Origin of the sequence: Flavihumibacter solisilvae, assembly GCF_000814475.1 — a bacterium.
In the GTDB taxonomy this organism is placed as follows: domain Bacteria; phylum Bacteroidota; class Bacteroidia; order Chitinophagales; family Chitinophagaceae; genus Flavihumibacter; species Flavihumibacter solisilvae.
This window is the reverse complement of sequence record NZ_JSVC01000006.1, coordinates 133,624-159,547: the sequence shown is the minus strand read 5'-3', so window position 1 is coordinate 159,547 and position 25,924 is coordinate 133,624. Positions and strand designations below refer to the sequence as shown.

The 25,924-nt window shown below is 47.6% G+C and carries 27 protein-coding genes; 18 read left to right on the top strand and 9 right to left on the bottom strand.

Annotated features, from left to right (window positions below):
• Positions 1–18 precede the first annotated feature (18 nt).
• From OI18_RS25265 to OI18_RS06290, 7 genes are read left to right on the top strand one after another with little or no spacing between them, the layout of a single operon-like run.
• Positions 19–1,023, top strand: coding sequence for a cytochrome c (locus OI18_RS25265; protein ID WP_039138112.1), 1,005 nt, complete (start codon positions 19–21; stop codon positions 1,021–1,023).
• Positions 1,023–1,283 carry a hypothetical protein gene (locus OI18_RS06315; RefSeq protein WP_039138111.1) on the top strand — a complete coding sequence of 87 codons (261 nt, stop codon included), beginning with the start codon at positions 1,023–1,025 and terminating at the stop codon, positions 1,281–1,283. Before OI18_RS25265 ends, OI18_RS06315 begins: the two co-directional genes overlap by 1 nt.
• On the top strand, positions 1,276–1,692 hold the full coding sequence (locus OI18_RS06310) for a cytochrome C (RefSeq protein WP_240312729.1): 417 nt from the start codon (positions 1,276–1,278) through the stop codon (positions 1,690–1,692). Before OI18_RS06315 ends, OI18_RS06310 begins: the two co-directional genes overlap by 8 nt.
• Before the next feature lie 7 nt (positions 1,693–1,699).
• Positions 1,700–2,095, top strand: a complete 396-nt coding sequence (locus tag OI18_RS06305) for a group III truncated hemoglobin (RefSeq protein WP_039138110.1) — start codon at positions 1,700–1,702, stop codon at positions 2,093–2,095.
• Positions 2,092–2,430 carry a cupin domain-containing protein gene (locus OI18_RS06300; RefSeq protein WP_039138108.1) on the top strand — a complete coding sequence of 113 codons (339 nt, stop codon included), beginning with the start codon at positions 2,092–2,094 and terminating at the stop codon, positions 2,428–2,430. Before OI18_RS06305 ends, OI18_RS06300 begins: the two co-directional genes overlap by 4 nt.
• A gap of 10 nt (positions 2,431–2,440) precedes the next feature.
• Positions 2,441–2,911 (top strand): hemerythrin domain-containing protein, encoded by a 471-nt coding sequence (locus tag OI18_RS06295; RefSeq protein ID WP_039138107.1) that lies wholly within the window; start codon positions 2,441–2,443, stop codon positions 2,909–2,911.
• On the top strand, positions 2,908–3,237 hold the full coding sequence (locus OI18_RS06290; protein WP_052272933.1) for a 2Fe-2S iron-sulfur cluster-binding family protein: 330 nt from the start codon (positions 2,908–2,910) through the stop codon (positions 3,235–3,237). The genes OI18_RS06295 and OI18_RS06290 overlap by 4 nt, the downstream gene beginning before the upstream one ends.
• 4 nt (positions 3,238–3,241) lie before the next feature.
• Here OI18_RS06290 and OI18_RS06285 read toward each other — a convergent pair whose 3' ends face one another.
• Both OI18_RS06285 and OI18_RS06280 read right to left on the bottom strand, forming a co-directional pair.
• Positions 3,242–5,926 carry a hypothetical protein gene (locus tag OI18_RS06285; RefSeq protein ID WP_039138106.1) on the bottom strand — a complete coding sequence of 895 codons (2,685 nt, stop codon included), beginning with the start codon at positions 5,924–5,926 and terminating at the stop codon, positions 3,242–3,244.
• A 2-nt stretch (positions 5,927–5,928) separates the two neighbouring features.
• Positions 5,929–9,609 carry a hypothetical protein gene (locus OI18_RS06280; protein ID WP_039138104.1) on the bottom strand — a complete coding sequence of 1,227 codons (3,681 nt, stop codon included), beginning with the start codon at positions 9,607–9,609 and terminating at the stop codon, positions 5,929–5,931.
• Positions 9,610–9,841: 232 nt separating this feature from the next.
• Here OI18_RS06280 and OI18_RS06275 point away from each other — a divergent pair, with 232 nt between their 5' ends.
• Positions 9,842–10,450 (top strand): hypothetical protein, encoded by a 609-nt coding sequence (locus tag OI18_RS06275; RefSeq protein ID WP_039138101.1) that lies wholly within the window; start codon positions 9,842–9,844, stop codon positions 10,448–10,450.
• A 6-nt stretch (positions 10,451–10,456) separates the two neighbouring features.
• Here the strand turns inward: OI18_RS06275 and OI18_RS06270 are convergent, their stop codons facing one another.
• The 3 genes from OI18_RS06270 to OI18_RS06260 all read right to left on the bottom strand — a co-directional run bounded on the left by OI18_RS06270 (position 10,457) and on the right by OI18_RS06260 (position 13,354).
• Positions 10,457–11,239, bottom strand: a complete 783-nt coding sequence (locus OI18_RS06270; protein WP_039138100.1) for a Fic family protein — start codon at positions 11,237–11,239, stop codon at positions 10,457–10,459.
• A gap of 114 nt (positions 11,240–11,353) precedes the next feature.
• Positions 11,354–12,997 carry a serine hydrolase gene (locus OI18_RS06265; RefSeq protein WP_039138098.1) on the bottom strand — a complete coding sequence of 548 codons (1,644 nt, stop codon included), beginning with the start codon at positions 12,995–12,997 and terminating at the stop codon, positions 11,354–11,356.
• 12 nt (positions 12,998–13,009) lie between these two features.
• The gene (locus OI18_RS06260) at positions 13,010–13,354 is read right to left on the bottom strand and encodes a DUF6249 domain-containing protein (RefSeq protein ID WP_052272932.1); all 345 of its coding nucleotides are present in this window, start codon (positions 13,352–13,354) and stop codon (positions 13,010–13,012) included.
• 110 nt (positions 13,355–13,464) lie between these two features.
• Between OI18_RS06260 and OI18_RS06255 the strand changes: the two genes are divergently transcribed.
• From OI18_RS06255 to OI18_RS06230, 6 genes are all read left to right on the top strand, one after another.
• Positions 13,465–14,052 carry an RNA polymerase sigma factor gene (locus OI18_RS06255; protein WP_039138096.1) on the top strand — a complete coding sequence of 196 codons (588 nt, stop codon included), beginning with the start codon at positions 13,465–13,467 and terminating at the stop codon, positions 14,050–14,052.
• A complete protein-coding gene (locus OI18_RS06250) occupies positions 14,049–14,387 on the top strand; it encodes a hypothetical protein (RefSeq protein ID WP_039138093.1) in 339 nt (112 codons plus the stop codon). The genes OI18_RS06255 and OI18_RS06250 overlap by 4 nt, the downstream gene beginning before the upstream one ends.
• 292 nt (positions 14,388–14,679) lie before the next feature.
• On the top strand, positions 14,680–15,072 hold the full coding sequence (locus OI18_RS06245; protein ID WP_039138185.1) for a GlcG/HbpS family heme-binding protein: 393 nt from the start codon (positions 14,680–14,682) through the stop codon (positions 15,070–15,072).
• Between the two features lie 34 nt (positions 15,073–15,106).
• Positions 15,107–15,919: an SDR family oxidoreductase gene (locus tag OI18_RS06240; protein ID WP_039138091.1), complete on the top strand. Its 813-nt coding sequence runs from the start codon at positions 15,107–15,109 to the stop codon at positions 15,917–15,919.
• Positions 15,920–15,990: 71 nt separating this feature from the next.
• Entirely contained in the window at positions 15,991–18,420 is a 2,430-nt protein-coding gene (locus OI18_RS06235) for a sensor histidine kinase (RefSeq protein WP_039138090.1), read from the top strand.
• Positions 18,421–18,424: 4 nt separating this feature from the next.
• Complete coding sequence (locus tag OI18_RS06230; protein WP_039138089.1) at positions 18,425–19,864, top strand: sigma-54-dependent transcriptional regulator; 1,440 nt, start codon at positions 18,425–18,427, stop codon at positions 19,862–19,864.
• On the opposite strand, the gene OI18_RS23680 is transcribed toward OI18_RS06230, so the two are convergent.
• Both OI18_RS23680 and pdxR read right to left on the bottom strand, forming a co-directional pair.
• Positions 19,849–20,700, bottom strand: coding sequence for an AraC family transcriptional regulator (locus tag OI18_RS23680; RefSeq protein WP_052272931.1), 852 nt, complete (start codon positions 20,698–20,700; stop codon positions 19,849–19,851). The two genes, OI18_RS06230 and OI18_RS23680, sit on opposite strands and share 16 nt — an antisense overlap.
• Positions 20,701–20,827: 127 nt before the next feature.
• Positions 20,828–22,366 carry a MocR-like pyridoxine biosynthesis transcription factor PdxR gene (gene pdxR / locus OI18_RS06220; RefSeq protein ID WP_052272930.1) on the bottom strand — a complete coding sequence of 513 codons (1,539 nt, stop codon included), beginning with the start codon at positions 22,364–22,366 and terminating at the stop codon, positions 20,828–20,830.
• 84 nt (positions 22,367–22,450) lie between these two features.
• On the opposite strand from pdxR, the gene OI18_RS06215 reads away from it, so the two are divergent.
• Both OI18_RS06215 and OI18_RS06210 read left to right on the top strand, forming a co-directional pair.
• On the top strand, positions 22,451–23,368 hold the full coding sequence (locus OI18_RS06215; RefSeq protein ID WP_039138085.1) for an NADP-dependent oxidoreductase: 918 nt from the start codon (positions 22,451–22,453) through the stop codon (positions 23,366–23,368).
• 35 nt (positions 23,369–23,403) lie between these two features.
• Complete coding sequence (locus OI18_RS06210; protein ID WP_152616749.1) at positions 23,404–23,844, top strand: OsmC family protein; 441 nt, start codon at positions 23,404–23,406, stop codon at positions 23,842–23,844.
• A 43-nt stretch (positions 23,845–23,887) separates the two neighbouring features.
• Here the strand turns inward: OI18_RS06210 and OI18_RS06205 are convergent, their stop codons facing one another.
• Complete coding sequence (locus tag OI18_RS06205; RefSeq protein WP_039138084.1) at positions 23,888–24,238, bottom strand: hypothetical protein; 351 nt, start codon at positions 24,236–24,238, stop codon at positions 23,888–23,890.
• Positions 24,239–24,244: 6 nt separating this feature from the next.
• Positions 24,245–24,994: a hypothetical protein gene (locus tag OI18_RS06200; RefSeq protein ID WP_039138082.1), complete on the bottom strand. Its 750-nt coding sequence runs from the start codon at positions 24,992–24,994 to the stop codon at positions 24,245–24,247.
• Between the two features lie 245 nt (positions 24,995–25,239).
• On the opposite strand from OI18_RS06200, the gene OI18_RS06195 reads away from it, so the two are divergent.
• Both OI18_RS06195 and OI18_RS06190 read left to right on the top strand, forming a co-directional pair.
• Positions 25,240–25,503, top strand: coding sequence for a type II toxin-antitoxin system HicA family toxin (locus tag OI18_RS06195; RefSeq protein ID WP_039138178.1), 264 nt, complete (start codon positions 25,240–25,242; stop codon positions 25,501–25,503).
• Between the two features lies 1 nt (position 25,504).
• Complete coding sequence (locus OI18_RS06190) at positions 25,505–25,882, top strand: type II toxin-antitoxin system HicB family antitoxin (protein WP_205409992.1); 378 nt, start codon at positions 25,505–25,507, stop codon at positions 25,880–25,882.
• Positions 25,883–25,924 lie beyond the last annotated feature (42 nt).

Genomic DNA, 25,924 nt, shown 5'->3' with positions numbered 1-25,924 from the left:
TTATAAAGCGTGAACAAAATGGAATTGTTTGATAATCATAAAAAACTGTTCGGCGCCGCGGCAGGGTTATTCGTGGGACTCACCATACTGGTGGCCATAATCCCCGCTATCCGAAACCAGGAGAAGAATAAGCCACTGCCGGCTGCTGAACCCCTGAGTCCTCAGGCTAAAAAGGGTAAAGCTATTTTCGTTGCCAATGGCTGTGTGGCCTGCCATACGCAGCAGGTAAGGAATGTGGATATGGATAAGATGTGGGGCTCACGTCCAAGCCTGGCGGCAGACTATGCAGCTGTAACCCGCACGGATCCCTGGCGCAATACTGCCACTTTGATGGGAACGGAACGTACAGGACCAGATCTTACGGACATCGGCAACCGGCAACCCAGCCGGGACTGGAACCTGGTGCACCTGTATAACCCGCGCATCGTGGTCAAGGAGTCTATTATGCCCGCTTATCCCTGGCTTTTCGATTTCAAAAAAGAGCCTTCGAAATCTGATATTGTCGTGAATGTACCGGCCACATATACGAAGGGAAAGGAGGGGAAGGTTGTGGCATCCGATGCTGCGCTTTACCTCGTCGCTTACCTGCAATCACTGAAACAGGTCAAACTACCGGGTGGTACAGAAACACCTGTTTTCCTCTATAAGAAAGAAGAGAAGAAAGCAACAACAGGAGCGGCTAGTGCCGAGCCCGACGGTAAGTCCTTATTCGCCAGCAGTTGCCAAAGCTGCCACCAGGCTAACGGGGAAGGCCTGCCCGGCGCATTCCCACCGTTAAAAGGCAGCTCTATTGTTACCGGCGACAACCTTGAGTTGTATGTAGATATCATCATGAATGGTTATGATGCCAGGCCGGAATATGCTGCAATGGCTGCGGTAGGTACTAATATGGAATGGACGGAACACGAGGTTGCAGCCATCATCAATTACGAGCGAACCAACTGGGGGAATAATGGTAAAAAAGTTACCCCCGAAGAAATTAAAAAGATCCTGGATTTCATAAAACTTAAAGCTGCCAAATAATGAGAAAGATCTTATTAAGCATCGCGTTACTGTTGGGCACGGCATCCATTTTTGCCTGCCCGGTCTGCGAGCGCAACCAGCGCGGGATCCTGAAAGGAATTACACATGGCGCAGGCCCGGAGAGTCAATGGGATTATGTGATCGTATGGGCAACGGTAGCCATCGTATTATGTTCGCTTTTTTTCTCCGTGAAATGGCTGATTCGCCCGGGAGAAAAATCCGGTAGTCATATTAAACGCTTCATCCTGAATAATGAATAAGATGACTGACAAAAGCACCATATTTATTTTCATCGACGATGAGATAAAACCCATCGCTGAAGTGCAGGCGCCGGTGAGCTTCGAGCTCGACACGCGCAAACTTACAGATGGGCCACATGTCCTGAAGATCGTCAGCAAAGACCCGGCTGGTAAGGAAGGAATCCGGAAAATTCCGTTCGAAGTACGCAACGGGCCTGCCATCGTCATTGAAGGAATGAAGGAGCATGCCGTCGTAGATGGCGTGTTACCCTTAATGATCAATGCCTATGGTAAAGGTGACCAGAAGTCCTTCCTGATCTCGGGCAGTGAAACACCGCAGAGCATTCCCTGGTGGGTATGGCTGATCATCATTGGATTTGCAGGGTGGGCACTTTATTATATGGTCCGGTATATTTCAATTGCACAATAGTATAGTTATGAATGACAGGAAAGACATTACAACTTTGGCGGATATCCAATTGCTGGTAAATACCTTTTATGGGAAGATCAGGGCAGACTCCTTACTGGGCGACATCTTCAACGGCATTATCAAAGATCGTTGGCCGGAGCACCTGGAACAAATGCACCGGTTCTGGCAGACCGTACTTCTGGAAGACTATACATATTATGGAAGTCCATTCCCGCCACACGCCCGGTTGCCATTGGAACAGGAACATTTTGATAAGTGGCTGAAGCTATGGCATGAGACGATAGATGAACATTTTATTGGCGAAAAGGCAGATGAAGCAAAGTGGCGCGCGAATAAAATGGCTGTCATGTTTCTTTCCAAGATCGACTACTATCGTAATAGTTCCGCAAAGCCTTTGGTATGAAGACAGCAAACATTTTACATGAGCTCAACTACCATGATGAAAAGCCACAGGTGACGCTGCTCATGGAAACAGCAAATACCAAGGAATTACGGATCGCGCTGCAGGAGGGGGTGGAAATGAAAAATCATAAGGCGCCTTTCCCAATAGTAGTGGAAGTATTCCAGGGCGAAGTGTTGTTTGGCGTCGGGGAGGAAGTATATCCCATGCAGTCCGGTATGATGGTCAGTCTCGAAGGGGGCGTGTACCATAACCTCAAAGCTATTAAAGACAGCATCGTGCGATTGAGCATTTCCAAATTCGACCAGGTGGAACGGGTAACAAAAGTGGCAGAATAAAATAATCGATATGAAACGGAATGAAAATATCGTCCCGCTCTCAAGGGATCACCACGACGGGCTATTGTTTTGCTGGAAAATAAGGCAGGGTATAAAGTATGGCGTTTCCATTGAACGGATCCAGGCTTATGTCAAATACTTTTGGGATAATCACCTGGAGCAACATTTTGAAGAAGAAGAAACGCTTTTGTTTGCGGGGCTGCAGGATAAGCTGGTCAACCAGGCCGTAGCAGAACACGGTAAACTCAAGCGATTAATAGACGTCGTTGTCTCACCTGCTGCCCATCCTGCACAACTCATTACCTTAGCCAACACGTTAGATGATCACATAAGATTTGAAGAACGCGTGTTATTCCCCCACCTGGAGAAGGTGTTAAGCGGCGACAGGCTTGCTGATCTGGGAAAGCAATTGCAGCAGATCCATCATACGAACGAAAAGGAAAACTATACAGATGAGTTTTGGGTGAAAGCGCAGCTATGAATAACAAAGAGCAGATCCTCCTCAGGATAATATCAGAATCAGGTGAACATTTAATCAGTACCTACAGGCATGAATACCGCTCCCTTATGGCGCTTATCCGGGATAAACTGTACCCGGAAAGTTTTGGCGAATGCGGCGGGCAGGGAAGATGTGCCACTTGCATCGTGAAATTGGACGCTACAAATGAGATCCCTGGCCGTGACAGGAATGAGCCTGCAACGCTGGCTAAAATAGGAGTTGTTGACCCTGCTATCCGCCTTAGTTGCCAGTTGCAGGTTGATAAAGCACTGAACAATTCTACTGTTTATTTAGTCTATGATTCCTGAATTTTTACAAGTCAAATATATCCACGAGTTCAGCACGATCCAGGTGTTCCTGCTCCAGTTTTCCAAATGCGACAAGGTGCTTAGCAGATTCTTCCGTAATGGGAAGGCCGTCAATCAATAGTACCCGGCGTACCCGCATATATGCCGGCGTTCCTTTCCCTTCAATTATGCTTTTAAGCATCTGGTTTTCCCAGGCTGTCATAATGATGATCTTTTCGGGGAGTTCCGATTTGTGACTGTCAACATGCCCCGCCTGTATAGCCTGCGGGTTTTCATGCCAGTAAAATTCGTCCATTCCTTTTTTGGTTGACGGGTGTAGTCGATTATTGGGTTTATCATATAATGCGATCAGCGGATGTTTGGGGTTCTTCTGGAAAAATTCAATGAGTTGTCGCCTGAAGCCACTCCTTGTAGTATTGATTAAAATGGGAAGTATGATTTTCTGTTCCGGCTGCGCAACTGGTTGTTCAACAGCGTTAGCTTTCTTCTTTTTCGAACCTCCTTTGCTTCCACCTTTGGCAGCATTCCCGCTTTCCCTGCGACTTACGGTGGTCCTGTCATCCGGTCCTTCTTCCCCGCTTTTCCCGTGCTTGTTCTTTTTCTTTGGAGGAAGTGCACGTTCGGCCTGGTTCGGCTTTGGCGAAATGCCTTTGTCGTTTTTGCCACTCTCAATGTCAAATTCAATTTTTGTCTTCAGGTCTGAATGCCCGGTTGCAGTTGCTGTATCTTCTATTAGCGTTGCGGCCGCTTCATGTGGTTCCGATGACAGCTTGTTATCTATACCGGGTTCAGCTACCCGCTTAGGTTGCGCAAGAAGGGAGGCATCATTTGTCTTGATACGGATTTCTAATGCTGGTCTTGATCTTTCTATGGCTTTTCCCGCAGCAGTATCATGTGCAATCCCTGAGACCATGTTCTTTAGCAAATTCTCAACAAAATCATCAAGTGAGGCCGATTTCCCGGCAAGGTGAATGAGCTCTTCCTGGAATGCAGCCACAAAATTGTTTAACACGGTATCATAAACCAGCTTATTGAACCTGTTGATCTCCACTTTGAACACTTCCTTGAACTTGTGTGTAACGGTGTTTGCTACCCGCTGGCTGATCATACCCATCCCGAATTCTTTCAGCATTTCCATGCCGCCCATTCTTTTGTCCTGCACCCCGGAAAGGATGTGGATTTCCTGTTGGATGAGGGGTAACATTGCTTTAATGACATAGTTTGCGCGTGGCAGGAACTTGCCAATAGCTCCCGTAACATAGGAGATAAGTACATCAAGGGCCAGTGTCAGCAGGAATAGTATTCGTCCGCCCCATTTTAATTTATCCCGCTCATAGGCTGAAATGCGGCTTCTTACCTGGTTTAGTTTCTCAAGCACTTCCTTATTGGCTGCCACCGCCAGTTCCAGTTTATCTTCCCTTATGTATTGAAGGATCCTGAAATAGGTATCATCCATCTGGAGAAAAAACTGCTTATCCGCTTTGGGGAATTCATTGTCGAGCAAGGCTGCTTCAAATGCCCTGAATACAAGGGAATCCCGCTTTTTACCGAGGTCCTGGAATTCGTCTCCAAGGTAGCTTACCATCAGGTACCTGGATGTGGCTACACACCTGATCACTTCCGCAAGGTCTTTCCTTGAATTCGTTTCGAAAAATATTTTCAGGCTGTTGTCTATTTTATGTAAGTGATACAGCCCATTCATTTCCCTCCTTAGTTTGCCACTGATGACTTTAAAGAAATCCTCACCGAAGTCGATATGAAATTCGAAGTAGAGGTTAATGGCAGAGTAATTACTGAATACGAATTCGATCGGCATCTCGACCTTGAGATCAGTAACAGCGTTCACCGTTTTTCTTATTTCCGCGTAATTGCGGCGAAGCAGATCTTTTTTCCATGAGTTCTGCGGTAAGTCAACATACTTATTGAGATATTCACTGGCAATCTGGCGGGCTTCATTCATGTTCAGTTTATGCCGGGAAAGTTCCCGGATCGCCAGTGCCAGGTCTTCAAGTCGTAATACCGGGTCAGGCTGGTTTTGACGAACAATCTCCTTCAGGTTTTCGGTGATGCCGTATTTTACCATTATAACCTGTTCCTCATAAGTCTCACCCTCCGCAACGATATCCTTTATTGCCGGCAGGCCAGGGTGAGGAACGTCTTTTGCGGCAACGGGAATTTTCTGCGGAACAAATTGTCCGGGCGACGCTGGCTGGAACTTCCGGCTATAATCAAAACATTGTTTGATATTGTCTTCCTTAAAAACATCGAATTCCTTCACCGATTTTTGCCGGGCGGGAGTCCATGGCTGGTCAACCAGTTTGGTAGTATAGGATCCCGGCTTTGAAGGATCAGTTTCCCATTTTTCATAGGCAAAAAGCAATGCGCCATCTTTGTCCCGCCTGGCCTTTTTCTCCTGGTCCAGCAGGAAACTGTAGATCTTCAGGAATGCCTCCGCATACCTGGATTTCGAAAGGGGTTGGTTAAGGTTAGTGTTTTTAAAGTTTTTAAATACTTCTTCAGCTTTGCCTATCAACCCGCTGATAGAACTTTTACTTTTATTGAACAAATGGGCAATGTCACGGTATACAGCTTCTATGAGCGTGGCGTTAAGCTGATCCTTTCCCGGGTCATTGGGTGGCTGTATATTCAGTCCCCGGTTGGTTCCGCGCTCGTTGGTTGTGAATTCCATGATCAGTTTTCGTTTATCCCAATCTGCGGATTGTCTTTTCCATCGATCGAAATGTATTTTTCAATTTCTGGATCCGTGCGTTCATTGTGGATGAGCCTTGAGGCATAACGGAGATTTTCAAGTCCCAGTTTCCTGACTTCCTCCTGCACTTTGTAAACATCGAGTTCGCGATGGCGCAGTTTGAAATCTTCCAGCAGGGGATGAGTGGCGGGCAGGGCTTCGATGTACAGTGAACCCGATGGTATGATCACTTCGTCGCCATTGCGTAAAGGGTCTGCCAGCAGCTGGCCTAGCATGTCGTGCAAAGCTGGTTTCCACTTTTCAAATTTTTCCGGGTCCGTATCGTGGAGGTTCTTAATGTACTTCGAAAAATCGTCCAGGTTGATATTTGTCCATTGGTCCGGATCCATGGCACCAAAGGCAGCATCGATGAAAGGAGCGGCCATGAAGTCGGTAAGGGCATTGTGCTGCTTCATCGGGAAGATGATGTAGTTGCCCTTGAAACCGAGTGGCTGATCGATCTCCGCAACTTCCACCAGCGACTTATAGGTGAATGGTTTCTTCAGCTTGCCCGATACAGTAGCTTTATGTTTGGTGGTGCCGTCGGGTCTGAACATGGCGAATACATCCATCGAATTGGCCACTTCTACTTTGTAGGTTTTTTCTCCGTCCAGCACAAGGTCGGGAACCTGCACTTTCTGTAGCCGCAGGAAGCGTTGGTCGGGTGGCTCCAGGCTCCAGATCGCCTGCATATAATAGAGGATGTTATTGCGGAAGTGGACAAGCAACCTTGAAACACGGGTCTCATTGTCGAGGTGATCCTTCAGCGCTTTATTGTACTCAGCAGTGAGTGTATGCAGGTTGGTGATCTCCTGTTTTAATGATACGGATATTTTCTCCGCTTTTTCCACGGCATAACGGTGTTCGTCATTCGCTGCCAGTTCGCGGGCACGGGCAGTTTCCGGGTCAGCATCATTATAGCCGAAAGAGGCAACCACATTGGTAAAGAAGCCTTCGCCGTTCGCATCGGATGATGCATCCAGCCGCGCACTGATCTTGTTGAGGAGCGCACGGTATTTATTGTCTGCTTCGCTGCTCGCTGCGGCAAATTCTGATTTGAGGGATTGTACAAGATTTCTTTGCTCACGAAGGTTGCGCCTGAGTTCACGCAGGGCAAAGTCATCACCCACACTTTTATTGGCTAGGTAAATGAGGGTGGCGCGGAAACTGTCATCGAGCAGGAAGCGGTTCAGGATCCAGTCGTTGGCAATTACCCAGGCTTCTGTTATTTCATGAGGTTGGGGGACAGGTTGGGCAACCAGCACAACCGGCATTACGCGGTACAGTTGCTCTGAAATCCGGTATCGCCGCTGCAGTTCGTAAAAGAGATAGGTAACAGCCATGGAATCATTCGGGTTGAAGATCTTGCCGGATTCGGTTGATTCGATGTCTGTGGATGCGTCGGTAGTGATTTCTATGGTGCGTTCATCCTTGTATTCCTGGGTTGATTTCAGGATAGATTCGCGGAAGTCTTTCCGGGTTTGTGCTGACTCTTCCTGCGCATCTATGCCAAAGGAAGTTTTCGCATCCATTTTGGCTATGCCGATATTGTAGGTGCCATCGCCGGAATGATTGAAGCTGGTTTTGTTTTGCGCCTTCGCAACTATATCCGCTTCTACCCGGTACAGGGATGTTTGTTCACCTGTCATGGTACTGTTGTTCTTTCTTGCTTCTTTATCGCTGCGTTTGGAATGGCGCTTGATCTTTAGATGGTATTCGCTCTCTTCCTTGGGGGCAAGGGGCTTGGTGCTGCAGAGTTTTCCCACCTGGTAGTTTAATGGAAGCCACTGTTGGCGATAAGTATTGAGTACTCCGAAGTTGACGCTGTAGTCGTTATTATCTGATGCAAATACCGTGTACTCATAGGCTGAGTTCAGGCGCTGGTGAAGATCCCGCAGTGTTTTGTGCATGGAATAATAGTTGTCGTGCCTGACAGAGTCAATGATGCGCTCGCCCTGTTCAACGAGTTTCTCAAAATACTTTGCTTTCGTAAAAGCATCATAGGTAACATGGAAGCCCTGTCCCTGGGGATCCAAATTGGGGATCAGGCTATCGTCAAGGCTTTTTGCAATCTGCATCAGTTTGTCCTGGGATGATTTTTCCAGGTCATTCCATTCTTCACGGGTGATATCGAAATGGGCGGTTACATTGGCGGGCACTTGTGTAAGGAAAGTTGTAAATGATGCTGTAAGGATCGCATTGAAATTCGCCACAGCGAATTTATCACCGGCATTGGGATTGACCCCTGTCTGCTGCTGGATTTTTTGGTTTACATAGTAACTGCTGTTGATCAGTTCTTCATCAAACAGTTGTTGCCATACATGATCGAATGCAATTTGCAGGGAGTTGAAATCATAATAAGCCGCAACATCGGCCGGGCCTTTTTTCAGGCTGAAGTTCTCGAGGCTGGATGCGATGGTTTCAATCGAAGGGCGCGATGGGATCTTGCCGGGCTGTTGTACGTTGTCGGGTGATGGCATGTCGGTAAGCAACTTAGCGAGCTGGATCTTCAGGTCGAGATCAGAGAAGGGGGCGAGGAGAGAAACTTCAGGCCCGTTGGAACCGTTAGGGATCGTTGAATTGTTGGGACCAGTTGTTCCGTTGTTCGGATTTGGAGGCGGAGGAGGAGACTTTAAAATTTTCAATGCATCCTGCTCTTCGGTTGTGGTTTCCCGGTTGAATTTTTCGATGGGATTCTGGGCAAGTAAAGTGCCGATATTTTCCGAGTTGGATGCCCGGTAGAGGATGGGACGGATCAGTGATTCGGGGATCGTGGCAAAGCCATTGCTTGCACTTGCAAAATAGGATTGCAGTTGTTCCATGTCTTCCTCGCCCAGGTAAAGGTTGACAGGTACTCCCCTGGTCGATGATTGCAGTTGGGTGTTTACTGTATCGATTCCCCGGGTAAAAATGTCAGTTACTTTATCCTTAACCAGTTCGCCTGGTTGTAAGAAAGTGCCTTTCAGGTGGTCGCGTTGAATAGAGGTGTCCGTAGCAAGAGATTTCCTGACCCGTTCCGCGAAAAGTTTTTTATCAGCAGCTGCCTGTTCCACTTTGGTCTTATGATAACCGGCAATCCCATTTTCGTATTCCTGTTCTGCGTCTTTCTTTTCTGTGTAGCGGTCCACTTTGCTTTTTGAGACTTCGAGTCCTGACTGGGAAGGGTAGATGCCGGCATCGTTCAAGGTCTTCTTTGGGATCCTGATAAAATAGGATTCAATTCTGCCGGAATTTTGCCTGAGGGCTTTGCTTACAAACAGCATACTGGGCTCCTGCAGACTGTCGGCATCTTCGGGTGCCTGTACCATTAAGAGCAGGTCAGGTCGTTGTTCATCGGGTGATTGCCTCCTGAATTCAGGTTCAGAATAATTGAGTACGAATGATCCGTCATTTGAGGTGAGAACAGAGCCGAGCCTGTCGCCCAGGTTGGGCCTGTTGGCGTTTACAGGTGGTGCAAGGGTGGCGCCCGGTTGATGGGCGCCGGGTATTTCTTCTTCCGGTCTTCCACCAGGATCGAAATCATAGATGACTACCACTACGTTTGCTATGCCGGTGCTGGTTTCTTTTTCTACTACTTTACCGGTAATTGTATTGGTGGGTACGTATGGACTTGATGCGGCCATATTATTCAGATTTTAGTTGTTATGGATGATGATTACGGCAGGCAGCCGGTGCAGACGATCATGAATGTATAACCGAAGAAAGTGATGGGGAAGGGTGATTTCCCCGGTAGGCTCAGTGATTTTCCCGGGGAGAATCCCCGCGTAGGTATAAAACTTCGGGTAGTGTTGCACCCTTCAGCATAATTAGCTTTCTTTAGAATTAATTGAATATTCTTCCTAAGTACCTGTTTTCATGAGAACCCTGAATTTGTTAATCATAATGGTTGTTGCACTGGGATGTGACAAGCCACCCCTCGCTTGTCCAGTTGATAAGGGATTTATTAGCGATGTAGCAAAAGAACAAGACGGGCGCCAGACTCATTTGAATAAGGTAATTCCGCAGTGGATTAACAGATTCCATTTTGATGATCTGTCTAACGGTGTCCCCGGATTCCAGGTTAGGATTTGGGTGGGAGAGCCAGTTACGACCTGCGGCCGTAAAGTGTATTCAATTAAATACGATGGCAAAGATCTGTATGGGAATGTTCACGAATTTTCGGATTTGGAATCCTGTGAGGATGGTATGGGTCTCAAAAAAAGGAAGTTAAGCGGCTCATTGAATAAGCTTTTATTAAAGTTTGTGGAACATGACATTATCGGGATGCCGGATATGAGAAAGGTAAATGGTTACGACATATATTCTACCCATGGTGGCTTTGCGGTAGTGGAGGTTTCAACCTGCGGTCTTTATCGCTATTATGAGTATGCTGATTTATTTGAAAACGTAAAAAATGGCATCGTGGAAGCGCAGAAAATGCAATTCATATTAGACGAGTTAAAGGTTCATGAGGCCCGGTATTGACCCTTCTCATTTTTCAAAAGTTAATGCTTGTGGAAGCATAAGCAGGAAGGGTATAGCCTTATCGTAATCCAATTTTTCATAGTACAGACCTAGCCTGGCCAGGTTTTTATAATAATCCGTTACGTTTTTGTAGTAGTACTTTTCTGATTGTATATACCATGCTTTTTCGCCCAGTTTCTCGGCGAGGAACCATTTTTCCAATAAACGGGCAATCCGCCCATTACCATCACTGAATGGATGGATATTCACAAAAGCCAGGTGAACAAACGAAGCAAAATAAAATACTTCTTCAATTGTAAGGTTTTGCTTTAAAAGTGCATCTATTTCATTCCACAATAAAGTATAATATTCGGTTACTATGTTCAATGGTGCAGCCTCGTATTGAATCCTGCCTGTTTTATGCTCCATGACCAGCATTTCCGTTTTTCTGACGGTCCCTCTCTGGTTTTCGGGTAACAAGTGTGCAGTGATCAGGGTATGTGCCTTCGTAAAACTATTCTGATTTAGCCTGTTCACTTTGGCAAACAGGTAAGCATTGTAAAGGTCATTTGGTTTTTCGGTAAGTTCCGGGAGATACTCGATATTAAGTAGTTTATGCTGCACGTAACTGTCGAGTTCCATTTGCTCACCTTCAATTTTTGACGATGACATAACGGAAACAGACGTATAAAAAGTAAAGCTGTGTGACTCCAGTGCCTTTTGTTCGATAGCCGAAAATTCTTTCCGGATATCGATGTCGGACATGGATTTCCAGGTTTGGAAATATTCAGGCTTGATTAATCTTTCCATTCCTTAAAACTAAGGTAGAAACTGGTTTCAATTGTGCTTATCCAATTATAATATTCCTGATACGATCATTACCCCTGTCAGCCACATACACATTGCGTTCGTTATCTGCGGCAACTAGTCTATTCTTTTCGCAACCATTTCGCCGCCCTGGATCTTCGTCAGGCTTACGACATTGCCGTTCTTGTCTAAATTGAAGATGATCATTGCATCGATCTCCCTGGCGAAGAATTTGTTGCGGTCGTATGGCAGGATCTCTTTTTTATCCTGTCCCACCTGGCCGTATAATTTGCCACCTTCTTTAACTATTGAGAAAAGAGGCCCGGGCGAAAACTGGTAATTGCCAACGTATTTGCTGAGTGTTTTGTCATCAACATTTACGACCGCCAGGCGTTTGATTTCTTCCTTTGTTCGGGTGAGGGTAACAGGTAGTCCTAAGCTGCTTACATGAGTCGAAACGATCTGGCCATTTGCATGTCTTGCAAACTCTAAAGTGGTAAGCGTGTTCTCGAGGAAGAATTTGTCCTTGCCAATAGGGATAAGCTCAGACTTTGTTCCTCCCCTGTTGCAATAAAGCAACCGTCCATCTTCAAGCGATACTTTTTTCTCTTCATTACCCGACTTGTAGATTCCCTGGTAGCCCTCCAGTTCTTTAGGTGTAACGTCAACCCGCGTGTATTGATAAGGTTTATCCATTGCAATAGCGGCCATTTTTGATGCAGGGATCTCAAGGTTGTCTGTGCAATCGCAATTGGAAAAAATCGCTACAAAGATTTTCTCGACAGGCAGGTAGACCGCATATGTCACGAACCCATTGATCCTGCCAGCATGTTTGATCGCCGGGCTGCCTTGTACATTCCCCGTTTCCCAGCCAAAACCATAACCTGTTTGCCTGCCATCGCCCAGCTGATGCGAAGTTTGCGCCTTCTGCAAACTCGCCTCGCTCAACAGCTTCCGGCTCGCAAGCGCTTCATACCATACCAACAGGTCGTCAACATTTGTCAGTAATGAGCCCGCAGCGTAGGGGATCGTCATACTCAGGTAACCCGTGTTGCTGAACACAGCATTTCGTTTGCTGTACCCCGAAACCCGGCCGGAAATTATAGTTGACGAGTTATCAATTGACGAGTTCTTCATGTTCAGCGGCTGCAGGAAATTTTCGCTGATATAGTCTGCATATTTTTTCCCGGAAACTTTTTCGATGATCAATCCCAGCAGGATATAACCCGAATTGGAATACCTAAAATTGGTGCCAGGCGGAAAGTCAAGTGGTTCATTCTTAAAGAGATTAACCAGTTCCGCAGGACTATGATCTGTGCGTTGTGCCTGTGCAGTGAAACTGCCGAGCCCGGTGAGGTTCTTTATTCCCGAAGTGTGTGTCAGCAGGTGTTCAATGGTGATCGCAAATCCCTGCATGGGAAAGTCCGGGATAAATTGCGTTACTGTATCCGCGAGTGACAGTTTCCCTTGCTCGGCAAGCTTCAAGATGGCGAGGGCGGTGAATTGTTTGGTTATCGACCCAACGCGGAAAACATAACCGGGATCCATGTCTGCGTTCACCTCAAGGTTTGCTTTGCCGAAGGCTTTCCGGTAGATGATCTTTCCGTCTTTTGCGACGATAGCCGTGCCACCAGGACTTTCAACAGAAAGCTGCTTACGCAGTAAAGAATCAAACTGCGGGTTATTTTGGCAAAGACCATGTGTTGCTATCAACATGGTCAGCAGGATGCAGGGCAGTAGCCGCTTTGTTACATACGTCATATAAATTGTTTATTAACCCTTTTTATCCCGGATCGATTTTAGCACGAAGTAGGACGCTACCAGGCTGAGGCCCATGAACAGGAAAACAGAAATCGGCAGGATGAGTTTCTCGTAAGCGCTTACCCGAAGTGAGATCAGCCACAGTGCCACCACAATGCCCAGCGCGATCCCGATACAGACAATACCCAGGGTAAGAATGAGGGGCAGGTAATGGCCGGAGCCCTTGAAATAATCCGGGGGAAGACCTTTTTCGATGATAGCCATGCGTTCCCGGTTTCTGGTGGTGAGATAATAATAGGCGATCCCGAATACCACGAGGGAGATGGCGATGAGAAATGCTGCGGAGGTGACTAGCATGGTCCTGTTGTTTAAATTTCTTCGTTCTTTTGATACCTAAGACTGCAAACCGGCTGCACTGGTCACATTTTGTGACCACTTTTCCCAAATGCCAGTCTAAGGTTCGAATCATGCCGTTAGAACGAGATAATAGCGAAGTAGACAGGTACCTGGACCGCGCCATAAAAGGCGACCATACCGGGCTGGAATACCTGGTGAATACTTACCGTGATCTCGCTTATACCATCGCCATACGGATCGTTCTGAATAGGGAAGATGCGGAAGAAGTGGTGCAGGACACATTCCTGAAAGCATTTGCCTCGCTGCATAATTTCAGGAAAGCTGCCAGGTTTTCGACATGGCTCTATCGCATCGTGTACAACACTGCCCTTACGAAGCGTTCCGGTAAGCCAATGGCAACCGTTGACCTGCCCGAACAATGGGATTCTGAGCGGCACGCAGGCATTGATGGCAGCCAATGGGATGAACTCCGGCACACAGAGCGCAGGAAATATCTTGACCTGGCACTATCGCGTTTATCGCAACAGGATCGACTCGTCATGACGATGCACTACATAGGTGAATTAAGTATCGCTGAGATCTGTGAGATCATGGATATGAAAAAGTCTGCCATTAAGATGCGCTTATTGCGCGGCCGTCAACAACTCGCAATCGAACTGGAATCATTATTAAAAAACGAAGTACTCAACTTGTTATGAATAAACGAAACTTCGACGAGAAAGAGCTCATCGACCTGCTGAAGGAGACTGGCCTCGATACACCCGACCCCGGGTTTTCGCAACGCCTGTCGCAGATGGTTGTTCATTCATGCCGGCGCAATACCGTAGTGGAAACGCGGACAGAGAAATGGCTGGGAAAGATAATTCTTGGCGTGCTGGTCATCTTTAACCTGGCGTTTTTCTATTACCTGAGTCCCTTCTCAGTTGATGCCGTACTTTTTACTGCCACTGCGGCATTTGTTGCAGGCTTGTGGATCCTGATTGTGCTGGTAAAAAAGCTACTGGCAGGATCAGGCAGCAAGTTTGAACCATAAGATCTTTAGCCTGGTACCTTCCCGACGTCTCATAAAAACATTCTCCATCACTCCGGTTTACCGCACAGATCGGTATTGCTACACCACAACCTGCTCATGCAGTTTGGCTGCAATCCTACATCAGGGCAGGAAAATATTTATCATGGGTGTGATCCAGCTGAAGCGCAAAGGAATTGAATGAATCAGGCAAATGATTTGGCGTTGGCAGGAAAAGGCACGGCGCACAAATTCAGGAAATTTACATCAGCAGGTTTCACACTATTCTATTATTCCACTCTTCAAATTAAAACATATGGACATCTCGTATCAATTGGCGCAACTGGCCGTTCAGCAGGCAACCCAAAAGGCCGAAGAAATGAAAGTGCCGGTCAATATAGTCGTGCTCGATACTTCCGGTTATATGAAGTTGTTTGTCCGCATGGACGAGGCCTTCCTCGGTTCCATCGACATCGCCATCCAGAAGGCAAAAACAGCGATGCTCTTCAGGATGAACTCCGAAGCGGTCGGTGAATTCCTGAGACCTGATGCGGCAGCATATGGCCTGGAAAACACCAACGGTGGACTCGTTGGTTTCCCCGGCGGAAAGCCAATCCTGTACAATGAGGCGATTGTCGGCTATATCGGCGTGTCGGGAGGTGCGGTGCCGCAGGATGCGTTGATCGCAGCGGCTGGCAGCCATGTCTGAATACATCCATTCTCTACAATTAAAATAAACCAACATGGAAAACAAGAAAAGAATCCTCATCACCGGGGCAGGATCAGGCCTCGGTGAAGGAGCAGCTATTGGCCTGGCTAAACTGGGACATTATGTAATTGCAGGCGTGCAGATCTCACCGCAGGTGACTGCCTTGCGAAACAAAGTGGCTGAGCTTGGACTCGAGAAAAATCTCCGCGTGGAAAAGCTGGATATTCTCGATCCGTACGATGTGAAGTACGCGCTCACCTGGGACTTCGATATCCTGTTCAGCAATGCAGGCATCGGTGAGGCTGGTCCGACATTTGAAATTCCTGTCGACCTCGTACGGCGCAACTTTGAAACAAATGTATTTGCACCACTTAATCTCGCCCAACAGTTTGTTGCCAGGCTGATCAGGGAAAAACGGAAGGGGAAGGTGGTCTTTACTTCATCCATGGGTGGCCTGTTTACTCCTGATGGATACGGCATTTACGTTTCCACCAAACATGCGCTCGAAGCCATTGCCGAGGCGCTTGCTTCAGAACTGAAGAAATATAATATCCAGGTGCAGACCATTAACCCGGGTGCATACCTGACCGGGTATAACGAAACCATGGCGGACAACCCGTTCCGCTGGCTGGATGACAGCAAGAATTTCACAAAGCGGGCTGATATGCGGGCAACTTTCGATTCCTTGCTGGGAACCCCGCAGGGCAGACTGGATCCGCAGGAGATGATCGATGCCATGATCCGGATCGTACCGGCCGATAACGGGAAGTTCAGGAATGTGGTACCGCAATTTGTGGAAGATATGCTGAAGGATCACCAGCAGCAGGCCTGGTCTGTGGCAATCTGACAGCGCAAAAAACCTGGTTGTGTTTTGTGGCATTTCGTGTAAATTAGAACGAATGCAGCAACGCTCTGTTTATGGTCAGAACCAGGATTACCATATGCTTATTTTTTATCTTCCTGTTTCCGCATGCACGAGCCCAGACAAAATTATCGGCTACTCTCCAACAGTATAATGAATCCCAAAAGCGCCTGCTGGTAAAAAATATCAGCAGGTTCCTTTTTGTCGTGAGCCAGGGTCAATGGGACCTGGACAGTACCGTGCTTTTCGTTTGCAAAAATTATGGCATTGATCAGCAGTTGCCCTACGATGAAACGATCAATTCCGGACGAGGTAGTATGGAGATCAAATTACTTGCGGGCAACCAGGTAAGTGAAACAATCCAGTATGCCGGCAAAGTGAAAGGAGAAGAGCAATTGCGTGTGCTGCTTGAGCTGGCAGTCTATTACCTGCACAGGCCAGGAAACAAACCGGAACACCTCGACAGCGCAGCAAGGTTTATAGATGCGGCAAAAAAAATAGCTGTGAACGCGAATCCCGCTAAGTGGATTCCTGAATGCGACGCGCTGTTGGTGGAGTATTATCAGCAAACAGGAGAACCACAGAAAGGACAGGAATATATGGACCGGGTACTGAGGGCGGTAAAAGCTGATCCGGCGCGACTTGCCATTGCATATCACCAGCAGGCACTGCGGCTTCCTTTCAATGATACCAGCCGGCTGGTATGGCTGAACAAAGCTTATGCGAATTTCCAGCAGCTGGGTTTGAATGAACATGCCATTGAAGTGTTGTCGGATGTGGTCACCACTTATTTCACCTTCGATTGGAAAACGGCCGAGCAAAAATTAAACGAAGTGCTGCAGCTCGAAAAAGAGTCCGGGTACAGGCACTATATGGATACCTATTTTGTTATCTCATATCTCAGGAGTAATTCGGCGGATTATTTTGGTTCCCTTGCGTACGCTGACAGTAGTTTGAATGAGATCAAGGCAACCGGCGATTCCACGATTTACAGCCTCGTGTGTATGCGGATGGGTGCCATGTATGACGGCCTCGGCGAATGGGAACAGGCACTAACCTGGTTGGGGAAGGGCATGGAAAGGCGAAAACGGGAACCCCGGTTATTCTGGAAAGACAACCTGGAATACATGTTTTTCCCCATGCTTAAATTGAACAGGACGGCAGAATACCGGGATAGCCTGGAATCTATTTATAAGGAATTTCCCCCTGCTACAAAGATCGATAGTATTTATTACCTGCTTTACCAGGGCAGGGTCCTGGAAGAGTTGGGTGATGTTGACGAAGCGGGAAAAAGATTTAACAGGGTTGAGCACCTGGTTGCTGAAGTGCCTGCATTATATCGTTATGGCAACCTGGTTACAGGTTTAGAGGCAGTTGCCTGGTACCATTACAATAAAAAGAATTTCAAACACGCCAGGGAGTTATTGAAAAAGGGAATTGATTTATTCGGTGACCGAAAAGTCATTTCCGAATTGGCTGGCCAATATGAGCTCATGTATAAGCTTGATTCCGTTGAAGGTAACTACCAGAAGGCATTTCAGAATCACCTCAGGTATGTGTATTTCAGGGATACCATAATGAATATTTCGCAACGGTTCAGGAGCCATGAATTGAATGTGAGATATGCTTCGGAAAAGAAAGACCAGGATATCAGGATCCTAACGCAACAAGGTGTTATCGACCAGTCATCGCTAAGGCAGGCAAGGCAGACCCGGAACCTGATACTGGGTGGGTCAGTCCTGCTGCTGGTCATTATCGGTCTCCTGTATAACCAGTACAGGACAAAACAGAAAAACGCAGATCTTATCGCGCAAAAGAATGCCACGCTGGTCCAACTGCTCGATGAAAAAGAATGGCTGCTGCGTGAAGTGCACCATCGGGTAAAGAACAACCTGCAGACGATCGTGAGCCTTCTGGAATTGCAGGCTGAATACCTCGACAAGGATGCGCTGGAAGCTGTGCAGGCCAGCCAGAACCGGATCTATGCCACTTCACTGCTTCACCAGAAACTCTACCAGTTTGATAAGGTATCATCTGTAAATATGCGTTCCTACCTGCCCGAACTTACACAGCATCTGCAGGAAGCTTTCGCCATCAAAGACAGGATCAGGTTTGTGCTGGACATCGCCCCCATAGAGCTGGATGTTTCACAGGCAGTACCGGTCGGCCTGATAGTGAACGAGACCGTTACGAATTCCATCAGGTACGCCTTCAATGGGATGGCTGACAATGCAACGATCAGCATCCAATTTACCAAAGGCACTGACGGCATGTTGCAGTTGACGATTGCCGACAACGGAAGAGGACTTCCGCACGGATCAGAAATGAAAGTGTCCGGGCTGGGATTGAAACTGGTAAAGGGACTTGCGGAGGACATCGATGGCCATGCGCAGATTGAATCCATTGAAGGAACGCGGATCATTATCCGCTTCAAGCCCAGGGATCCGCTGACATTGACTATGGACGAAGCCCGGCTACAAAAATAATTGCATGAAGAAAGTACTGATAGTAGAAGACGAATTCATTGAAGCCAAGAACCTGGAACGGATGCTCCTGAAGGCAGGCTACGATGTGAGTGGCATTGCCCGTTCAGTAGGTTCTGCCGAGGACCTCATCGCACAGCAGCTGCCGGAATTCGTGCTGATCGACATTTTCCTGAAAGGGGATCGGACAGGAATAGACCTTGCACGCATCCTGCAGAGAAAAGGAATTCCCTTCCTGTTCTTATCAGCGAATTCAAATAAGTCAACACTGGATGCTGCCAAATCCACCAGGCCAAGTGGCTTCCTGGTAAAGCCTTTTAAGGAAAGGGATGTGCTGGCAATGCTGGAGATAGCGATTTACCAGAATGAAAATGGGATGGACTCATTGTTGCAGGGCGCAGGACAGGTTTCGCTTCCCAAACAAGGCAATACCGCGACCAGGCATGTGCTGGATGAGATCATCGGGAAGAGTGAAGAACTGGCGCTAACGCTCCGGCACCTGCGGATAGTAGCTCCATCCGAAACTTCCGTATTGGTACTTGGTGAAAGTGGAACCGGGAAAGAAATGATCGCGCAGGCGGTACATGAATTGTCGCCGCGAAAAGGCCGGCCATTCATAAAGGTGAATTGCGCAACACTGCCCGCAACCCTGATCGAATCCATTTTGTTCGGGCATGAAAAAGGATCATTCACCGGTGCACAGAACCGGAATATCGGAAAGTTTGAACAGGCTGATAACGGTACGCTGTTCCTTGATGAGATTGGGGAATTACCCACAGATGTTCAGGCGAAATTGCTGCGGGCATTGCAGGAAAAGGAAATCGAACGGCTCGGTGGGAAAGCACCGGTTAAAGTGAATGTCCGCATAATTGCAGCAACCAACCGCAACCTCGAAAGGGAGCTTGCAGAAGGGCGGTTCCGGATGGATCTCTACTACAGGCTCAATGTATTTCCTATTCACCTGTCTCCGTTGCGACAAAGAAGATCAGATATCCTGCTGCTGGCAGAACATTTCATTGCAAAGTTTTGTGATGCGGAAAAGAAGGCAAGGTTTGAGATCCCGCCACAGGTTGTGGAGAGGATGTTGTCATATAACTGGCCCGGCAATATCCGCGAACTGGAAAATATGATGAAGCGGCTGGTGCTGTTGTACCCACACCAGCAGGAGGATCTTGTGAATGCACTTTTCCAGGCACAGCCTTACGGCGAGGGTTACACGCCGGGCAGTCATGGCATTGCGATTCCGTCCGCCGGCATCGATGCGGAAGAAGGCATCAGGACATGGCAGGAATATGAACGGCACTATATCCTGTATGTCCTGAAAAGGTGTGGTGGCAGGATCAGTGGGGATAACGGCGCAGCGAAATTCCTTGACCTGCCGGCCACGACGCTGGAATCCAGGATGAAGCGGCTGGGGATCAGGAAGGAAGACTATGCTACCAGCTGAGTTGCCCGCATGTCAGTTGGACTGATCCCGAACTGCGATTTGAAGCAACGTGAAAAGTGGGCGATGCTTTCAAAGCCAAGGGTGTAGCAGATGTCGGTGATGGACAGGGTTGTCTGCTTAACCAGTTCCTGTGCTTTCTCCAAACGTTTTATGCGGATCCACCTTGAAGGTGTCATATTGTAAATGGTAATAAAGTCCCTCCGGAAACTGGACAGGCTTCGCCCCGCCATCCTGGCCAGTTGTCGCATCGAAAGATTGCTGGTAATATTCTCTTCAACAACCTGGGTAATATCAGGACAGAAACGATCCCGCACATCCATCAGCAGGCGCAATAATGTTTCATCGCTTCCTGAAAGACAAAACAGCAGTTCGAGGATCTTGATGTTTGCGAGTCCTTCATCAAGTTGACTTTCATGCCGGAGGTATGCCTGCAACGATTCGAAATAATTCAGTAGCCTGGGACCAGGCTCTTTCACCATAATGTGTTCGCGCGGTCCTTCCTTCGGAGCTGTGTGATGAGCCAGTTTTGAATAGGAAATAATGCTGTCTTTGGTAACCTGTACAGCTACGCAGGCTGCGGGTTGCTGGTGCGACTGGTATTCCAGCAGCTGGTTTTTCCTGAAGTAGGCAACCTGTTTTTCCTGCAGGGTATAAATGCTGTTACCGTGCCGGAAGCGGCAGCTGCCTTCAGTTTGGAACATCAGCAGGTCCGCTTCCACATAGAAGCTTCCGGTACAGCCTTCATTACGTTTGAAGTAATGAAATGCGGCAGTCTTGCTTTGCTGCCAGGTATTGGCAAATGCCAATTGGATGTCGCAGTTTGTTTGTGCTTTCATGTCAAATGAAAACCAAAGCATATGCCGGAATAGAGCTGGTTGATTTTCAGCGCAGATGGGAAACTGCGGTTAGCGGATTCCCGATATGTCAGGAAGGGCAGGAGAGTTGATTCCTGTTATTTCGGGATCATCCCGGGTTATTCGCCTTCGTTCCTGATGACGTAAGCGCCTGTTTCCAGATCTCAATGGCGCTGGCCATTTCTCTCTCATCTAACGAACAGTAACCTAACCTTATGAAGTCATTTGGTAAAGAAATGCCTGGTTGAAAAAAATAATTACTGCCATCACTGAGCTTTAGTCCCAGCTTTTCCGCATTCAGCGCAACTGCCCTGGCACTAATTTTCTTTTTGTAGCTTGCCCAGATGGCCAATCCGCCGTTCGGCTTGTCAAACGTTAAATAATCTCCCAGCTGCCCGCGAAGCAATCGACAGGTATTGTCCAGCCGCTCCTGGTAAATCTTGTGCGACTTTTTGAGGTGCCGGGAAATTTCACCAGTGTGTAACAATTCGGCGGTCGCTTCTTCCAGCAACTGTTCACCTTGCCGGTCTATTAACCTTCGAACGGCAGCGGCTTCGTTTATTACTGATTCAGGCGCTACCATAAACCCGATCCGGATGCCAGGTGCGATGCTTTTGCAAAAGGAACCCACGTAAATTATATGTCCACCGGTATCCAGGCTTGCCAGGGGCAAAAGGGGATCGCTTGTAAAATGGTAATCAAAATCATAATCATCTTCAAGCAATGCAAATCCGTATTTGCGGGCCAGGTTCATCAATCTCATGCGCCGTTCTGCACTCAGGGTAACAGTGGTAGGCCGGTGGTGATGCGGGATAATATAGACCATCTTTGGAGGCTTTCTTTTACACAACTGCTCAATCCTGTCTACATCCATACCCTCATTATCTACCGGGATAAATACCAGTTTAGCTCCAGCCAGCTTAAAGGTATTATTCGCATCCAGGTAGCCAGGTTCCGGTACAAACACAGTGTCGCCGGGACGGATGACCAGCTGCGCAGTTAAGTAGATGGCCATCTGCGTACCCTTTGTCACCAATATTTCATTTTCAGTGACCTGCATCCCTCTTGTCCGGTTTAAGAAGTTAGCGAGCTCCACCCTCAGGCGATAAGAACCCTGCTCCGGACCATACATGAGTAACCGGTTGGTTAATCGGCTTTTCGCAAACCTCCTGTATTCCCGCACCAGTTGTTCCATAGGTGCAATCCTGGGATCAGGAAAACCGTCATCGATTTTTAGGGGCACTGGTGTTCCCGGCACATAGATATCGATATTTGGATTTACCCTGCTTGCTCCATTGGGAGGTCGTTTTATCAGCAATGGATATGCGGCTTTCTGGCTTCGTATCGATTTTTTGCCGTTTTGGTTAATGGTGAGGGCCGAAGTATCGGGGAGATTGCTGGAAACATACACGCCACTTCTTTCCCTTTTCTCCACCCAGCCCTGCGCATCCAATTCCTCGTAGGTCGCCACCACAGTTTTACGATTGAGGCGAAGGCTTTGTGCCAGTTCACGTGAAGAGGGAAGTGCCTCCCCTGGCTTCAGGATACCACGACAAATCAACTGGATAATTTCCGATTCCAATTGCATGTATAAAGGACTATGATCGCCGTCTTTTTTAAATGAAATCTCAAGAAAATGCTGAATCATCTGGACCCCTGTATATTTTGAAATTGGACCACTAAGGTAACCAAACTAAAAACTAGTTTTATCCGAAACAAATGGAGGTGTGATATGAAAGCGATTGTAGTAAAAGACCAGGCTGCAGGAACAGCCGGGATGAAACTGGCAGACCGGCCAGAACCAGTGGCCGGAATTAACGACGTTATAGTTCAGATCCATGCATCGGGATTTGTTCCAACAGAACTGGCATGGCCCTCAACCTGGACAGATCGTCTCGATCGTGACCGGACACCATCGATCCCTGGCCATGAGTTGGCCGGGGTGGTAACATCGCTCGGCTATGGCACAACTGGGCTCGCTATTGGACAGCGGGTGTTTGGCCTTGCGGACTGGTATCGTGATGGCACCCTGGCAGAATATGTGGCGATCGAAGCACGCAACCTCGCACCGCTACCGGGCGACGTGGACTTCACAGTAGGCGCGAGCCTGCCCATCTCGGGCCTCACCGCATGGCAGGGACTGTTCCTGCACGGCCGTCTAAAGGCAGGGCAGACTGTACTCGCGCACGGTGCAGCAGGCGCGGTCGGATCCATGGTGACGCAACTCGCACGCGAAGCGGGTGCATATGTCATAGGTACGGGCCGTGCGGCAGATCATCAGAAGGCGCTCGACTTCGGCGCAAATGAATTCTTCGACCTGGATAACGACAATTTGGAAGACGTCGGTGGTGTTGACCTGGTGTTCGATGTCATCGGCGGTGACATCGGGAAGAAGTCCTCGCGCCTGCTTCGGGCCGGCGGAACAATTGTGTCCATCGTCGGGCCTGTTGAGTCGTTGCCCGTCAATGGCCTTGCGATCGACTTCGTTGTTGATGCCGATCGTGCCCAACTGATTGAGATCGTCCAGCGGATTCGGGACGGACGGTTGAGGACGAATATCGGCAAGGTCTCGACCCTAGATGAAGCAATCGCAGTCTTCAACTCTACTGAGCGTCGCACCGGCAAAACGGTTATTCGTGTCCGTGAGTGAGGGCTCCCGGCGCTGAATGCATAAATCAAAATATCATGATTAGAAAAAAGCAAACCATACGTCTCTTCGCAAAAGATATTACCGGCGACCTGGTAAGAGACAGGCAAGAGGTTACGATAAACTGGAGGGCCGGCCAGCTGGTGCTGGACGAGCCCTCATTCAACGGGGGGAAAGATCTCGGCCCGGATCCGTTTACAGCTGTACTGTCGGGACTGGTTGGGTGTACCCTGACCACCTTACGTATGTATATCAATAGAAAGGGCTGGGACATTACGGACCTACATTGTTCGGTAAACATGTTGCAGGAGACGGAACCATTCAGGACCTCGATCTTCAGAACAGTTTCGTTTAGTCAGCCGGTAACGGATGAACAAAAAGAAAGGCTGCTATGGGTAGCAAAAAATTGCCCGGTTGCCAAGTTGCTGGAAGGGGAGATCGTGATTGATACGCAGCTATCCGACAACTCACCCAAATAGGGTCAGTAAAGTTTTTGTCATTTAACCTTGGATGTTTAGCTTCTCACGGGGCTTTCCCGATGTCAAACCCGGCAATCCTGTCACCTCTCATTCGAAAATAATGATAAACAATCTCATCTGACAACAAGGTTTCGTTGAGGTCGTGAACCACCTGGTGGACTTTTATTTTCACGAGATCTTTTTCCTGTTCGATTTCCAGGGGTGTAACATTTGAACGTATCATAGTGAATTGCCTGGTCCAATATTCCTTCACTCCTTTGTGTCGAAACACATAACCGCCTTCCATTCCATTCGCCCATTTTACATCATCGGTCATCCTGGCGATAACCAGGTCAATTTTCCGCGTGTTGAAATTGTAGTACAGTTCCTGGAAAAAGGTTTTTAGATTTTCCATATGAATTTATTTTGGCAGGCTGTAGGTAACCTTTCCCTGCTCGTCAAGGAAATTCAGTTTTGCCGTACCATTGGAATCGACAAGCATCTGGAGGCGCGGTTTTCCCATGCGGTCTGAAAGCGTTACCATGGCGGTTTTACTATCGTCTTTACCTACGAAAACACGTTGGGCTACTGCTTTGACGCCGGCCTTGGGTTCCATCAGGTTCTTCAGCAATGCTTCTTTTTCTGCGCCGTCAGGGAGTTTCTGCGTCTTTTTGTACTCAGCACGCCAATCCCAAAAAGCTGGCGAGGTTTGCCAGTCATCAACATGCAGGCCAGTATATTGATCACCGTTTTCATCCGAATAAGTAAGATATAGAACCTGGTTTTGATTGTACTGGTCGAAAGAAAGATGACCTGTTGCCGTGTATTTCCCGCTGCTGTCTTTTCCACCCATGAATACCAGTCCACCATTTTCCGTGCCTTCATCATTGAAAAAGATCAGCCCGGGCCTGTTACCACCTGGAATCGGCGGTGTCAAAGGTTTTCCATATGCCATCACTTCAGGAGATCGTTCTTTGTTAGAGATTGCCATCCGCAGTTGCCCGTTTTTTTCGATGATGTTGATTCGTTCTGCAGAAATTTCTTTAAACTGGCTTGCATTTCCGTTCGAAAATGCAAGGAACGCCACTACCGCGAAAAGTAAAGTCAGGGTGCCTGCATACCATTTCAGTCGTACCAGGTCTTTCTGCATTTTCAATAACTGCTGCTCCATTGGGAATTAGATTGGTTTTGGAGCACAAGATAAAGTGCTTTAGAGAAGATACCGTGAAAACACGGTTGCAAACACGCTGAACCCGGATATATCTTGAAAGTAAAGCAATAGGGGGCGTAAATCTGAGTAACTAATATGTAGTTGCTGATTTGGGGATTGTATTATATTTGTCACTGAAGTTTAGTTGCAAAATTATTGAAGCCCACGAGTATGCTTGTGCTACAAAGAAAACCAAAGCAAGTACTATGGGCAGGAAGGAAAAGCTGGTAGAAAGGTTTTTAGATATTCCCACTGATTTTACCTGGGACGAACTGGTTAAAATTTTGAATTATTTCGGGTATTTCGAATTGAAAAAGGGCAAGACTGGTGGTTCGAGGCGAAAATTTTGCAATGCAAACCTGCATATAATCAGCCTGCATAAACCACACCCTTCAAATATTGTAAAAGAATATGCTTTACGACAGGTGAAAGATCACCTGCAAGCAAAAGGAGAAATTAAAAATGAATGACATGCTGCAATACAAGGGATATTACGCGTCCATTCACTTTAGTGGAAATGACAAAGTCTTTTACGGGAAGATAATTGGAATCAATGACCTGGTTGGCTTTGAAGGTTCCTCAGTTCGGGAATTGGAAAGGGCGTTTAAAGAAGCTGTTAATGATTACCTCGAAACCTGTAAACAGGCAGGACGGGATCCTGATAAGACATATAAGGGCAGCTTTAATGTAAGGGTGCCGTCCTCACTTCATAAAGAAGCTGCACTACTCGCCGCAGTGTATAACATTACCCTGAATGACCTGGTGAAGAAAGCTCTGATCCTTGCAATTAAGTACAAGGATGAAGTTAGCCGAATGCAGGATGATACAGCTGAACTGGAACTAACTTAATGCCCTCTCGGTCAAAGCAATCCCCTGTTAAGTATTTGTGAA